Consider the following 15,429-nt stretch of genomic DNA (forward strand, 5'->3'; position numbering starts at 1 on the left):
GACTGACAACAATTAAATTAACTGGAAATCTGTTTATATTTAATTGCCATAGTTAACCTTGATTCTGTACAAATCCTGGTAGAGATAGAGCCCAGATGCTCTACTGCCCCCGGGAAAATCAGAAATCTTCCGGGTTTGGGTAATACACAACGTTTTGATTCATGATTCTCATAGAATATTGTTTCTCCGCCCCATCTGTAATCCCAGAACTTGTTTACATAATAGACAACAGTCAAATCATTTTCATCTTCTCTACAATCAGAATGCGGAAATTCAACATCTCCATAATTTGAAAGATTGATATAAGCCCTCCTCATTTGATATTGATGATCAGCATAAAATCTCTCTATCAGAAAAGCTGCTTTTTGAGCAAACAAATTACTTGTTTCAAATTTCTCCACATCAAAATCGACCGAGAAGATCGGATATTTATCTCCATCAAAATCCTTTTCTCCCTTTACGAATGCCAGTGTTTGTATCTGCTCATAAAAATTGTCTACTAAATCTTTTTCAATTTCATCATCAATAATATAAATTGCTTTATCATTTATTTCAAAGGATTCGTATTTCATAACATTTCTATTTAAGGTCATTTAAATTATGGTTTACAAGTTTTAAAATTGAGTTGTATGATTTGGGTCTGGCTTTGATTAAATCTTCCAGTACGTATTTATAGTTGGAAAGATTCACAAAGTTTTCTGTCAGAGATACCCCGGCTTCTAGATTAATTACTGTATGCCACCATCCGGAAGGAGTGTAAACAATATCTCCAGGCTCTTGAATACAGACTAATGGGTGTGTCTGCTTATAAAGCGGAAATAACTCAATATCAGGACTGTATGGATTTACCATTCCTTTGTAAATCAGATCTTCCTGAGTCCTTGAAAAAAAAAGCCACAATTTCTTTCCTGTAATAACAGCATTCCAGGCACTGGAATTCCACACATCAATATGTAGTTTAGAAAATGTCCCCTTTGCACCAAAATACAACCAGGAAAGATCGTATTTTCTATTATCAGATGGCCATGCCCCATACCAGCAATTAAAGAAATCAGGTACCTGGTATGCTTTTTTGAATGGCTTATCTACGTGACACTGGGTATTTAAATAAAATGGGATTTCGTCCTGATTATAATTCATATAATCAAGATAATCAGCTATTAAAAACTCTTTTTTTTCTTCTTTCCCATCTATAGTTCTTTTAGCAAATGCAAATTCATGTCCGAAATTTTCTTTAAAGAATTCATGATTCCACTTTTCAGAACCAGGCGCCCATTTGTTAAATGAGCCCCTAAAAATGACTGGTACGGAAGAATAGGTATAATGTGCGTTAAAATAATTACTACTTAATAATTCACTTCTTTCTTCCCGGACTTTTTCAAAGTCAAGAACCCTTTTAAGATCAAATTCCATATATTATTATTTAATGAATTTTTCTATTATTGACTTACACGCACTTTTTGCCTGTTTTTTCAGACAAAAAAGTCTTCGTGTTTCTCCTTTATTATTTATTTTATTATCAAGCTCATTTAAGAGTGATATCCTGTCGATGTTACTATAAACTATTATATATTCTGAAGCCTTCAGACTGAAAAAATTAGTTACTCTGGTGATATAGTTAATTGTTTCATCATAACGATACGTTCCATTGATACTAAAAACAAATAAATCAGGAATTACACTGGTAAAGTACTCTAGTGTTAATGCTAAAGTTTTATTATTATAGATATAGTTATTCAGATAGTTTGAATTCGGAAGTCCCTGATCATAGGTGAATATGACTTCACACTTGTCATTTGAAATACAATTGTCAACTATTGATGCCATCTGTTTGAAATCAATTCTTCCCGCATCACTTCTCTGATACGGAATGCAAACATTTCCCCCCTCCAATAATCCATAATTACAGGTAACTATAATAGATGATTTAAGCTGATAAACCTCACTTAAGGCCGATCTTAACCTGGAGGTTAAAATAAGATTTTCCATAGCATCAATTCCGGAAACAGCAACTATGGGTTTCTCCTTAGGTGGTTCAGCTTTATCAACTATATTTTTATCTTTTCTGGAAAAATGGCTATGCAGATTAACTAATTTCCCTTTATAACTCACATCGTCTTTTGATATTATGCTATGGATATAATTGTAAACCCTCTCATTCAGACAGTATATATTGACATTACTTGAAATTAACCGTTCTGTAAGGCTCATAAAGCACTCCAAATCCAGGTCTATCTTAGAATTATATACATCTCCAATAATTACTTTGAATTTTTCCAATTCCGTATTTGTCAGATCTGTTAAATGGACACCTGCAATTTTCTTATGTTTTAAGGCGTCCTGTTCATCAAACAATATCCTGATATATTCAGAAGAATATGTCAGAGAGCTGAAATATCTGTTGAATTTTTTGTCAGAAAAAGGGTAAAATAATATTTGAACTTCTTTTGTATCCTCCTCTTTAACATAGGTCTCATTTAACTGAACTTCAATATTTTCACGATCAATAAAATAGAGCTGTTTGACATTTTCCGAAGAAAACCTACTTAATAACCCAGGTAATCTTCCTGCTGTAAACCCAGGATTATCTCTAAGTAATCTTGATAATGTCCCTGAAAATCTCGCTGTTGCATAACTAGATCCAGCGACCTCTTCTATGCAGTTCTCACACCAGGTGACCTGCTGTTTAACTCCATGACCAATAACATTTATATTACCTTCACCTAAATACAAAAATTCATTTAAGTCCGCTTTCGAAACTCCAGTGGCAACAGAAAACACAAACGGGAAGAAAGCCGGATAACATGGTATATTTGGATGATAATGGGCAGATGAAATAATAATTGCCCCTTTATTGACAATTTCCCTGCAAATAGAGTATAGTTTATTGCCCGGATTTTTTGTCAGAATCCCCAGACTAACATTATAGATATCTATATGGTAATGTGCATTACAATATTCAAAGGCCATAACAATCAATCCTTCAGTTAGTTTCTTATCAAATGAGGATATTTTAACTATGAATAAATTTGCCTCCGGGTCTATTTCACTGATCAGTTCCGCAATTGCAGTACCGTGTCCATTCGTGTACTCTGCATAATTACTATCTATTTCAAATGATGAGTCTCTATTCAAGGAAATATGCACCCCATTGATTACTTTGTTTTTGAAAGTCTGATTGTGAATGTCCAGACCAGAATCAATTATAGCAATGTTCATTAATTATTGATCGTTAAAGCAAAATTACTGGAAGCATCATATATTGAATCCAATAAATTAACAGATTCCAACATTTGTTTGTATTTAGAAAATCCCTGAGAGATTACACAGTGTTCTCCAATTTTCATGCTGTATTTATGTGCTTTATGACAAGATTCTCCATTATGAATATGATTTTTGTCTTCTCTGATTTTAAAAAGAGCAATAAATTTCTCATCTATAACCGATACCTTATTATGCGCAAAATTAATTCTGGATCCCGGCATTTTCTCTCTGTTTGGAATAAATATATCATCTCTCAGAATTTCTACTGACTCAATAATATCGATATTGGTTTGTATCGTTAAAAATGAATTCATAAGATCTGGTTTTAGATAATTAACCCGTATGAACCCCTTCAGAGCCATAGGAATATTGATTAGAGGCAACAAAATCTGATCAAAATTCTTATGGCATAGGTCCAGTAGAAAAAACATTCTTACGAAGTAATCAAAGCATTCTACTGTTAAAAAATAATTTTTTGCTTTAATGTGGTTCGCCCAGATTTCTATTACTTTCAGGGCTTCTTCAAATTCTGCTTTTGATACTGCAGCTTTAATATAAACCAGTTGTTCAGTTGCGTATATAAAGCTGTTATGGATAATCTCATTTAAGCAGTTCAGGTCTTTTTTATTTTTCTCTATTACATCTTCAAGACAAAGATTTTTATTCACAAAAACCTCGTGAAAATTATTCAGATATGAAGGATGAAATAAAGTATTTATCATATTACTTATTAGAGTGACCTGTATTATTCGTAATATCATTCTTGGGAAAACTTATTAAATCAGGGTTTTCCTTCATATATAAATACTGTTCTTTTAGACTTGATTCTGTTTTTGTTTTCCAAAAAGTACATGGAGGATTATCGGCATGTTTCAGCGCCTGAAATGCGCAAGTCAGCTGATCACATACAGGAAGATACTTACAGCTATAGCACTCATCGTTAACTTTATACCGATCAAAGGCCATATATTCTTTAAAATCTTCTACTCTGTAACCATCTTTTACATGATTAATTCTTCTATGGTCTTCATGGACAGTTTCCCAGCATTTATGAATAAAACCTTCAGGGTCGATTACTATACCATATGGAGAAACCCAAGTAGCACATTCCTCCTGTAATTCAGGCAGTATCCATGCTAATTTTGCTTTTTTCAAGCCATTTTCGGCAGCGTAATTATTATATATGGATAACTTTAATCTTCTAAAGGTCTGCATAGATTCAAAATATTCTTCTGCATTAAACCTATCAGAAAGATCGTTTTCTTCAGCTTCTTCATAAGTTCTTAACCAGGCGGGATCAATCGAAAAGCTATTGCTTCGCTGTGGCCATATACCGAAAACTGATAAATCAGTTAGAAATTCTTCGTAGCTATCAGAAACTGCCCTATCTACATTCATTCTTATATTGGTTGTAATTCCATCTGGCATCAAAGCAAGGTTTTCGAGAATCTGAAAATAATTCTTCTTACCCGATTTGCCTTTCAGTGGTCTATGCTTTTCGTGGGTTTCTTTTGAACCATCTATAGTAATTTGTGCATTTGACACCTTATAAAGCTTTAAGAAGTCCCATTTAGCCTGATTAAGAAGGATTCCATTAGTTATAATATTTGCATCATAATCCATACTATATTTCTGGGCCAGTTCAAGGAGTGGAGGAGTAAGTTTTTCAATCGCTCCCTGATTAAGGAGAGGTTCACCACCATACCAGGTTACAAGAATTTTCTTCCATGTTTTAGTTGAATTCTTAACAATCATATCCTCCAGATAGCTAATTACACCTCTTACAGTTTCATCCTTATTTAAAGAGATATTTGGCTTAACTACTTCATAACAGTATGGGCATCCCATATTGCAGGTGATTGTAGTAGCAATAGTTAAATATATATTTGCCTCCTCTACATCTTCATCTCTACCCTTTTTATAACTTGTATATAGTTTTTGAATCTCATTGAAATTAAAATCAACGACAAAACCCTGATCTAAAAGATATTTCAACAGCTTTTTATTCCCCGTTTCTTCCAAATCAAACTTTTCTTTATACTGTAAGCTGTCAATGAGCTTGCCTTGTAATTCATTTAATAGAACAATACCACCAGATAGGGTATTATAAAGAAGATATTCTTTGTATTCCTCCACCGGAGTAAGTACATTATAAAAGCTCATTTTAAAATATTTCATACTGTTTTGGTTAGGTTAATTAGAGTCATACTGTGTTGGAGAACAAGAATAAATTCGCTGAAATGATTCGTTAAACCGTTTAACACAGGTAAATCCCGATAAATGTGCAATTTCTTTAATCTTTAGTCTTGTTAATTTCATAAGCTTAATTGAATGCAGGATTTTGAAAAATATGAGTATCTGTTTTGGGGAAGAGATTTCGCTCTTTTGAAATTCCCTGATCAACGTTGAGTCTGTAATACCGAGATAAGAAGAAATCTCACTCACTGTCTTCAGATTTACGTAGTTCTTCTCAATAAAAGCCAGCGCTTCCCTAACACTGGAATGCAAACCTGATAAGTTCATATCCAGATCCTTGATAGAAATACTAACGTTGTTACATTTTATCAATTTTTCAACCTCTATGGAGAGGTCAATTCCAGAGACCTCCTGCGAATTCAAAACTTTATTTATTCCTATACTTCCACAAAACCAGGCAGCTTCCATTATTTCAGAATCGATCAGGGCCAGAAAAGGGATATCAGCAAACTTCTGCTTAATCAATAACAAATCTTTTCTAATGATATCATTAAAATGGATAATAACGCATGATACTAATACACTATTTAATATACTGTTTAGTTCATACTGATTTTTTTTCACAATAACTTTAAAACCAGGTATATCGTATTCACTTTGATATGGTAAATGATTATAAACTAATATTGTTGGTTCAGTGGTATCAAAATTTGCTGTTTGGTACATTCTTTAAACTATTCATTTGGTTAATGAAATTAATTTTTTTGATCGCGAAAATTAAGTGTCTAAATTATGCGTTAATCTGAAAGCTAAATAAACACCGCCTTCCTGTTCAGAAAGCGATGCTTATTCTTCTTAGAAGATCAGTTCTTCATCTATAGGCTCTAAAGCGCTATCTCTATTTGAACGACAGGCACCATCTCTGGTACGGCAAAGTGATTCAACAATTTTTGAATTTGAATAGATTTCTTCAACAGTACGTGGCTTTACTAATTCTTTGATATTAAGATTAGCTAATGATATTTTTTTGTCCATGGTTAATCGGTTTTGTTTTTAAATAAATGGTTGATTTAGAAAATTAGTTCTTCATCTATAGGCTCTTCAATTGTATTGTTATTTCTGCATGCACCGTTTCTACTGCGACACAGTGATTCAACTACTTTTGAATTAGCATAAATTTCCTCTACCAGTCTTGGCTTAACAAGCTCTTTAACAAGGCTCTCTTCAATTAAATTTTTCTTGTTCATAATTTTTGATTTGGGTTTATATATAATCGACTTTTGTTAATTCAAGTTCATTAATATGAATTATTTCCATTTCAAATAATTTATGCAAGCCCTCCAGCAGTAGATCTTCGATTAACTGGCATTGATCAGCGTGAGTATAACCACTATGTTTTGAGCGACAGATATCGATCATTAATGGCCGAACATTTTTCACCTTTAAGGACTCACAAAAAGAATTAATTCGATCTCTGATAACGTCTTCATCCTTAAGGAGCTGACTGGGATATAATTCGTCGTATTGATTGAATACATAATAATATTGGCCATCATTAAAAAGAGTAGAAACCCTGGGTATCAGGAATTTTAACCGGTGATACGGATTTTCATTAAATTCTTCAAACTCATCCCTGGTGATTTCAATATATATTTCCTTATTTTCATTAGGGTTTCCTGCACAAGAAAAATAATCCAGATCAATATCCAGAACAAAGTTCTGATCCTGGGGAATTTCAGACTCATTATTAAAATGATAATTAAACTCTACATGTGATTGTTGGATGTCTTTATGTTTAATAGTATCATAATTATCAAGATCGGCCAATTTACCCATGATAAGCATTTTGCCATCATCATTGTAAGATCTCACATACATGCGTAGAGGAGTGACTCTGTTTTTGGCATGATTCTGCTTTACCCAGAAAATATCGGAGAATATATTCTTATAAAATGCCGGAACTATGAAGGATGCAATTCCCAATTCGGTATAGGTAAATTTCCGTATCTCATCAAGATTGTCTGGCAGAGTATCTATCGAAACATTAAATCTTGGAGCTACCATATCTGAATGTTCATCAACATGCAGTAACAAATTGTTTTTTCCAGGTATAACACTATTACGTATAGCATAATTCCATATAAAATACGCTTCATTATGTTCCTCTATTATAAAAGTCTTTATCTTCATAGATATATTTTATTGCCTATTACTAATATAAAGAAAACAATCTGTCACAACAATACCTATTTTCTGATATTTATACCGCTTAATGTGCTAATTAGTCCTTTTTTTCACATCTTCATTCAATTCTAAAGTTTTCCTGGACTTAACCTTTCCGTTACTAATATTATACTGAAACGATAATGCAATACGACGTGAATCCTGTCTGCTGGTCGTGTTAAAAAATTGATTTTGAAAATCAACTGCACCTCTTGAGTACTGGGTCTTAAATAAGTCGGTCATTCGTAGAAATAAAAATGCCTTTTTACCAAATAAACTTCTTTTTATAGCGAGATTAACATAACCAGAAGGCTTATAAGTAGTTTGAGCATCAATGAAGACCGAACTAAAACTACCCTGAAGCTGAACGAGATACTTATCAAAAGTAAAAGCATTCGTCAAGTTGAAATCAAATGCAGGCTGGCTCCTGGTTATCTTGATATTCTCTATATCAGGATGATAAATATCAATATAAGAATCAAGAGACTCAGACACTTTATACCAGGAATTGACTGATTGCTCTGCATTTGCACTTAAAAAATAGCGGTCGTAACGACTCAGGTTAATTGTACTGGAAGTTGTGATTTTAGTAATATCATCCTGGGTTGTATATTCACTCTGGATCACATCACGGGTTCGGCTAAAGCCTGCAGAAAGACTGATTATTCGTGGTAGAACTGCACCAATTTCAAATTGATTTGTTATTTCCGGATTCAGATATGGGTTTCCAACAGTATAATTATACGGTCCATAATAAAATCTAAAAGGGTTTAAAGATTGATAATTCGGCCTTTGAATCCTTTTTCCATAGGAAAAATAGTACTCATTTTCCCCGACCTTCTTCTGAGCAAAGAATGAAGGAAAAAACTGAGACAACGTTCTGTTGTTAACTAAATTTGATGCCAGTGAATTGCCTTTCACATGTGTATTCTCAAATCTTAATCCCGCTTTTATACTCCATGTATTCCATTTTTTAGACCATGACCCATAAACTGAATTAATATTTTCATTATAAATAAAGTGATCACTTTTGGTTTGATTGAAGACATATCCTCCATTTAGAAAATCGTTAAATTCAGATCTGTTTTTATTTTCAACAAAGCTACTTCTGAATCCTGCTTCAACAGACTGTGTACTATCAATCTCTTTCGTATAGTCAAGACTCAGGATATTAATATCGATATCTAACGGATTAATGGTTAAATTTTGCTCATTTCTGGTGTTAATGAGATCATTTGTATAAAATTGTGAAATGTTAGTCAGCTCTCTCTTTGAAGAGAATCTCAGGTAATCATAATTAAAAACCACATCTCCATTCATCAATAGTTTTTTTGAGATATAATTAACATTACCTCCTAATCTTTGTGTATTGACACTGGTAGTATTAAAGGTTTTAAAAAGAGAGTCACGCTTATATTGCTCATCTGACACAACTGTCTCAGAACTAAATAATGACTTATTACGCCCCAGATATCCATTAACGGTCAACTGAATAATATTCTTTTTGTCGATTAAATATTCAGCGCCCCCTAAAAAACTGTAATTTTTCTTTCTTGAAAACGAGTTGCTATTTTCATCAAAATAGGTTGTTCCATCCTGCGTAATAAACCTCCTGTATGCCGTCCCTACATCACTCCTCTTAGGATTTGAAAAATTTGTATTCAAGTAAAATGAAAGCTTGTTTTTTTTGACATCGATATTATAACCTAAGTTATTCTCAAAATTATCCCCCTTGGTCATACTCCCACTAAATCTATGCGCTATTCCATCAGATAACGGACGTCTTAGATTAATATTTAAGATGGCTGAGGTTCCTGCCGCATTATAGCTTGATGGAGGTGTAGTTATTATTTCAAAATTTTTAATATTATCTGAAGGCAGAGTACTTAAGAATTGTGTCAGCTGGTCTCCACTAAGATTTGACGGACGATTATTAATATAGATCACCACACCTTTTTTGCCTTGCACCCGGATGTTTTCCTTAGCATCGACTCTGACTCCAGGACTCATAGACAATAGATCGATAAAGTTAGTTCCTGGAGAAAAAGGATTATTTTCGACATCAATAACTAATCTGTCAATCTTTTTAACGACTAATGGCTTCTTAGAAACTATACTCACTTGTTTCAGTGATGTCGCCCCCCCAATCAGATTAATTACACCAAGATTAACGCCTGCCCCATCACGCACCAAAATGGTATCAGAAGTATACTTCTGGAGTCCGATGTATAGAATTTCAATTTTATATTTTTGATTGATTTCACAAGGAAGAGAAAACAAACCACGCTGAGTTGTGAAGGCCGTACTTAAACTATCCACACCAATCTTTCGATATTTAATAGTAGCCAATTCAACAGGTTTTCCCTCACTAACCACACTTCCGCTGATTGCCGGCTGAGACTGCCCTTTAACGATCGAAACTATCAGAATTTGTATTACCAATAATAAATGCCATTTCTTTAAGTTTACATAATTTCTAATACACATCGGCCCCGGTTTACAATAATTAATACATAATTCTATAGACAAGATATTTAGTATAAACTATAATAACAAAATAATTAACAATATTTTTCAATCACATACTTAATTAAATACTTTTTTTCAATGAAGTATGTATTCAAAAACAACAGATGAATAATTTCCCCTGGTACAGTATAAAGTGCTGTTTCAATTTTAAGAGGTTTAAGTTATGATCATCAGTAAACTGATTCTTCAACTCCCATTTTTGAGGATCAAAGAAAAATAGAAACCTGGTTAAAAGAAAATTCTGTACCCGCTGTAGCAATTGGATTGATCAGAAAGGGTAAATTACAGGATATAAAAGTTTAGGGGAGCAAGCTAAAGACGGATCTGCTACATTCAACTATTAATGTAGCTTTATCCAATAAGACAGTAACTTTCATGTTAGTCTTAAAGCTTATTAGTGGGGGAAGTGGAACCTGGATGAATCACTTTATAAGTATTGAGCAGCCTTTTAACGTAAATGCTGCCCCCCCGAAGCAGAAAAATCTCTACACGGGATATCCTAACTCAGAATTGTGGTTCCCAAATTGGAGGATTGAACTTCCTGGAAACAGACTGACTTTTCAATTTGATCCGGGAACAAAATATCAATATTCTGGTGAAGGCTTTGAATACCTACGCCATACGCTCGAGAGCAAATTTCATAAACCGCTGGATCAACCTAGCCAACGAGATAAACTTCTTCCTCTAGGTTTGAACGACAGTCACTATACCTAGGATAATTGTTTAGGTGAATCAAGATTTGCTGTTCTTTACGATAAGGAGGGAATGCATTGCCAATTGAAAAAAACAAAGTTACCAGTAGTTCGGACCAACTTAAAACTACTATTGCAGATTACGGAAGATTTTTGGAAGCGGTTGTTAACAAAATCAGGAGAGGGTACCATTATTTTCACCAATTCAGATAATGGTCCAAAGTTATATACTGATTTAATAAAAGCTTATTTAAAGAATAAAGGACAAGCCATCATTGATATTGAAATAATAACATCTTAATGTTCTATGCTGACTGGCAGAGCATCCTTAATTTCCAGGCTTAATTCCCGAATTAATGCCAGGATTTCTTCATTATTATCGACTTTAAAGTGCGCCTTCGTATCCTGAAGTCCTACTTTAATAGTATAAGCAGTTTCAGGCAAAATCCCGAATACTTCCTCATCGCTCAAATCATCTCCTACATAAGAAATAAAATCATAATTACTTTTCAACCATTCAGGCAGAGCACTTTTCTTACTAACACTTAAATTTCTTATTTCTAAAGACTTAACCTCATCAGAAACACTTATACTTAGTTCATCAGCTGTCTTACTCAACTCATCAAACAAGGCATCTTTTCTTATTTTGCTTAGCTCTGTATCAGTATTTCTATAGTGCCAGACAATCGAGTATTCTTTCTCTTCAATCATAGCTCCGGGTAATTTCGAAGTATAATTGTTTAAAATTCCCAATACTATTTCCTTCCAGGAAGCATCTGCTGTTTTCGAGATCCATTTATTATTCTTTTTTATCGAAGACCCGTGTTCCGCTACAAAATCAAAATTTGATTTCCTGAACCATGTTTCAAGAGTTTTTTTGTCTCTTCCGCTTAATATTACCACGGTGGTTTCTGGAAAAGAGTCTAAAATATTAAGTGTATGAATAAGATCTGTTTTGGGCTTAGCCAACTCAGGATATTTACTGAAAGGAACCAGTGTCCCATCATAATCAAAGAGTAGCAACCGTTTTTTAGAGCTAAAAAAATCAGCAAAGTACTGAAGTTTTATTTTAGCATTCAGTACCTTTTGTTTTAACCTTTTATTCTTTTCTTCCATCTCAAAAACTTCATTCAGGAAGTCTTTGGCCCACATACAGACATCATAATTCTTCAAACGCGATTGCATAATCTGACTCCGTTTGGTTAGTTCTTCTAAATCATAATTTAATGATTTATATAAAGTATGGGATATCTCTTCTATATCATACGGATTTATAATCTCCGCTTCCAGCAACTCATGACTGGCACCTGCCATTTCACTTAATATCAACACTCCAGAATTATCAATTTTTGACGCGATATACTCTTTGGCAATTAAATTCATTCCATCTCTCAATGGGGTTATTAAAGCAATGTCCGAAGCGCTGTACAGCATAACCAGCTCTTTAAATGACATCTCCTTATATTGATAAGAAATAGGAGCCCAGTTTGTAACGCTAAAATTTCCATTTATTTTCCCTACCAACTCATCAATCTCTTCCTTCATCCTTTTATAGCTGGAAATCTCCGTCCGGGACGGAACTACAATGAGAAGTAAATTAACTTTTCCAATCCATTCCGGATATTTACTGAGAAAGTGCTGAAAAGCCAAAAGCCGATTTTTAATACCTTTTGTATAATCGAGTCTGTCAATTGATAATACTATTTTATTATTATGGAAGACCTTTTTAAGTTTACTGGTACCTTTTTTATTTTCACTGGTTTTTGCAGCCTGATGAAATGTTGCAAAATCAATATTCATAGGGAAACAATCCATTTTAATCAGACGCTGATTAAGCAATATTTCGCTTTTAGGTATCTCATGCCCTAATGTTTTCAAAATACATTGCTTAAAATGGTTTGTGTAATCGTTTGTATGAAATCCTATTACATCTGCCCCAAGCATACCATTCAGAATATCTCTTCTCCAATGCGTGGGTAATACCCTGAATATTTCATAAGATGGGAAAGGTATATGCAGGAAAAAGCCAATTAAAATATTTGGGACCAGATTTCTTAACAATTGTGGAAGCAATAAAAGATGATAATCATGTATCCAGATAGTATCACCTTCTTTTACTATTTGGGCAAGTTCTTTCGCAAATAATTCATTAACTCTTTTGTATCGTTCCCAATAACTATACTTGATTTCTGCTTTAGCAGTAAAATAGTGAAATAAAGGCCAAAGAATTTTGTTACAAAATCCCAGGTAAAATTCATCGATTTCAGTTTTCTCCAGAAAAACAGGATAACAATTGTGCTCTTGTAGCAAAGTATTCTTAACAGCTGCTTGCTGTTCTTCTTTAAATGATGAACCAGGCCACCCTACCCATAAACAATCTTCATTTTCATTATTTGAACTGGTCATCCAGGCTTTTAATCCCACAGCCAGTCCACCCATACTTTTTTTAAAGTTTAAATGTCCATTTTCTTCAGTACAAGTAATTGGAAGTCTATTTGATACAATTATTAAGCTCATAAATGTTCTTGATTTTGCAGCCTGGGATTTATCCTGATAAAATAAAAGCTGCTTTAAAATAAAATTTCAGATTGACCAGAGTATTTGAGTCCAGTTCTTTTGCACTACAACACCTGTCATCTGCTAGTCAAGTGGTATTCTTAATTCCGGGCTTCTCTTGTCAATGAAGCACGATTCAGTCAAACAGATACTGATTTAATTATGCAGATAATTTTTCCAGAATTATCTGCATAATTTCAGCGGGATAATCATTGATAAAAAAATGATTACCCGGGAATACTTTTATATCAATTTCTTTTGTAGTTTCCTTTTGCCAGGTTTGTGCATCGCCAAAAACAATATTCTCTTCCTGCCCTATCATTACTGAAACAGGTATATCAAAAGGCAAAGTTTCTTTATACCTGTAAGTCTCCAGGGCCTGAAAATCAGCTCTTATAATGGGTTCAAAAAAACTCATCAGCTCTTTATTGTTCAATACCTCATCAGAACTTCCTCCCATTTTATTCAGCTCTGTAATGAACTCATTTTCAGGAAGCAGATATTTTGGGGAGTCTGAAAAAATAGCAGATGGCCCACCCCGACCTGTTAAAAAAAGATGAACAGGTAAAGAATCACCATTTTCGATTATTTTTTTGGTTAACAGATATGCTATTATACTCCCCATACTATGCCCATAAAAGGCATAAGGTTGACTTAATTCATCTTTTATTTTACTGTATACATCCTCTACAATATCTTCAATATCTTTTAAAAGACTTTCCCTAATTCTTGTACCCCGGCCTGGGTATTCAACGGATATAATCTTAACACAATTATTAGTGTACTTTAAATATTCCTGATAGGAATATTTACTTCCCCCTGCAAAGGGGAAACAGAATAAATTTATTTCCATTTTTTCTACAAAATTTAAAAATTAATGCGCTCTTTGATCGGATATGTCCCAATTTCTAATCATCCTGGAATAAGAAAGAAACCAATATTTCACATTAACGTTTAGAGAGAGGCTGCTTCAAAATTGAGAACCTCTTTTAAAAACCAACTTTTCCCCCAATTCTCTTTCTCTTCTTCACTCCATAATTCCGGAAAAAAAATCACTTTCCTAAATTTAGGCGGCAAATATTTTCTCCAATTAGTGCCACCTGTAGATGGGATATCTTCCGAGTTTTGTAAAAGATGTTTAACCGCTGTCTTATAGTGAACAAGTGGCCACATTATATTAGCTAAAGAATCGAATTTTTTTAATTCTGCTATTATCTCTTCATTGCAAATATCTGCTAAAGTAGTTTTATATAAATAAGCCAGATTTTTGTTTTCGTATTCGGCAGCTTTCCTCAAGATGAGGCCATCATATTTCTTTTCAAAATGGATCAGCGTTAATGTCTTTTTCTGAGTGAGTGTATCTATTGCTCCTTTTTTCCAATAAAGCTTTTCGTAGCTGTCCTCTATCTTATCGGCTGCACTTCGACTATCTTCATCCACCAGATTACTGAATTCTGTAGCAATGATTTCTATTAGCCTGAATTGAACAGATTGAAATCCACTTGCCGGAGACAGCGCTAACCGGAATTTCAGGAACTGACTCTGTTCCATTCCCTTCAGGATAATTTCAAAAGAACTGACCAATTGTTCGTAGTAGCCATTAATTCGCTGGACCTTACTTAAAACAAAATCTTCTTTTGATAACCCGTTCTCAGTTAACTGCTCCAATTCCAGAATTATCAACTTAAAATAAAGCTCAGTAACCTGATGATAAACAATAAAAATCTGTTCATCCGGAATATCTGTCTTAGGATTTTGAATACTCAGTAATGTATCAAGATGAATATAATCCCAATACTTTAAATAATCAGAATATAAAAAACCTTCTAATTGCGAAGGAAGATCCTGGCCGGCATTTTCAAACTTGTGATGAAGCTTTTTGATGATGTTAAATACCTTTGGGTCATTGGTATAATCTATTTCCATACTAAATTTTGATTAAACTATATTTTGATCTATTAAATAATAT

Annotated in this window: 13 protein-coding genes; all 13 read right to left on the reverse strand. The window is 33.6% G+C overall.

Annotated elements, in window-relative coordinates:
• Positions 1-17: 17 nt before the first annotated feature.
• On the reverse strand, positions 18-572 hold the full coding sequence (locus PL_RS08535) for a 2OG-Fe(II) oxygenase (protein ID WP_160292159.1): 555 nt from the start codon (positions 570-572) through the stop codon (positions 18-20).
• A 7-nt stretch (positions 573-579) separates the two neighbouring features.
• Positions 580-1,413, reverse strand: a complete 834-nt coding sequence (locus tag PL_RS08540) for a cupin-like domain-containing protein (protein WP_348621446.1) — start codon at positions 1,411-1,413, stop codon at positions 580-582.
• Between the two features lie 6 nt (positions 1,414-1,419).
• A complete protein-coding gene (locus PL_RS08545; protein ID WP_041886389.1) occupies positions 1,420-3,219 on the reverse strand; it encodes a S8 family serine peptidase in 1,800 nt (599 codons plus the stop codon).
• Positions 3,219-3,986 carry a hypothetical protein gene (locus PL_RS08550; RefSeq protein WP_348621448.1) on the reverse strand — a complete coding sequence of 256 codons (768 nt, stop codon included), beginning with the start codon at positions 3,984-3,986 and terminating at the stop codon, positions 3,219-3,221. Before PL_RS08550 ends, PL_RS08545 begins: the two co-directional genes overlap by 1 nt.
• 1 nt (position 3,987) lies before the next feature.
• Complete coding sequence (locus PL_RS08555; protein ID WP_041886392.1) at positions 3,988-5,442, reverse strand: radical SAM/SPASM domain-containing protein; 1,455 nt, start codon at positions 5,440-5,442, stop codon at positions 3,988-3,990.
• 15 nt (positions 5,443-5,457) lie between these two features.
• On the reverse strand, positions 5,458-6,186 hold the full coding sequence (locus PL_RS08560; protein WP_041886394.1) for a helix-turn-helix transcriptional regulator: 729 nt from the start codon (positions 6,184-6,186) through the stop codon (positions 5,458-5,460).
• Between the two features lie 129 nt (positions 6,187-6,315).
• Positions 6,316-6,495 carry a hypothetical protein gene (locus tag PL_RS08565; protein ID WP_041886396.1) on the reverse strand — a complete coding sequence of 60 codons (180 nt, stop codon included), beginning with the start codon at positions 6,493-6,495 and terminating at the stop codon, positions 6,316-6,318.
• 35 nt (positions 6,496-6,530) lie between these two features.
• The gene (locus PL_RS08570; protein WP_160292160.1) at positions 6,531-6,707 is read right to left on the reverse strand and encodes a hypothetical protein; all 177 of its coding nucleotides are present in this window, start codon (positions 6,705-6,707) and stop codon (positions 6,531-6,533) included.
• Positions 6,708-6,723: 16 nt separating this feature from the next.
• Entirely contained in the window at positions 6,724-7,650 is a 927-nt protein-coding gene (locus PL_RS08575) for a UPF0489 family protein (protein ID WP_041886397.1), read from the reverse strand.
• 87 nt (positions 7,651-7,737) lie between these two features.
• Positions 7,738-10,170: a TonB-dependent receptor gene (locus tag PL_RS08580; protein WP_348621451.1), complete on the reverse strand. Its 2,433-nt coding sequence runs from the start codon at positions 10,168-10,170 to the stop codon at positions 7,738-7,740.
• 1,031 nt (positions 10,171-11,201) lie between these two features.
• The gene (locus PL_RS08585) at positions 11,202-13,421 is read right to left on the reverse strand and encodes a bifunctional alpha,alpha-trehalose-phosphate synthase (UDP-forming)/trehalose-phosphatase (RefSeq protein ID WP_052496589.1); all 2,220 of its coding nucleotides are present in this window, start codon (positions 13,419-13,421) and stop codon (positions 11,202-11,204) included.
• A gap of 199 nt (positions 13,422-13,620) precedes the next feature.
• Positions 13,621-14,313: a thioesterase II family protein gene (locus PL_RS08590; RefSeq protein WP_041886408.1), complete on the reverse strand. Its 693-nt coding sequence runs from the start codon at positions 14,311-14,313 to the stop codon at positions 13,621-13,623.
• A gap of 101 nt (positions 14,314-14,414) precedes the next feature.
• Positions 14,415-15,386, reverse strand: coding sequence for a tryptophan 2,3-dioxygenase family protein (locus PL_RS08595; protein WP_041886409.1), 972 nt, complete (start codon positions 15,384-15,386; stop codon positions 14,415-14,417).
• Positions 15,387-15,429: the final 43 nt, after the last annotated feature.

The sequence above is a fragment of the Pedobacter lusitanus genome, assembly GCF_040026395.1.
Taxonomy (GTDB): domain Bacteria; phylum Bacteroidota; class Bacteroidia; order Sphingobacteriales; family Sphingobacteriaceae; genus Pedobacter; species Pedobacter lusitanus.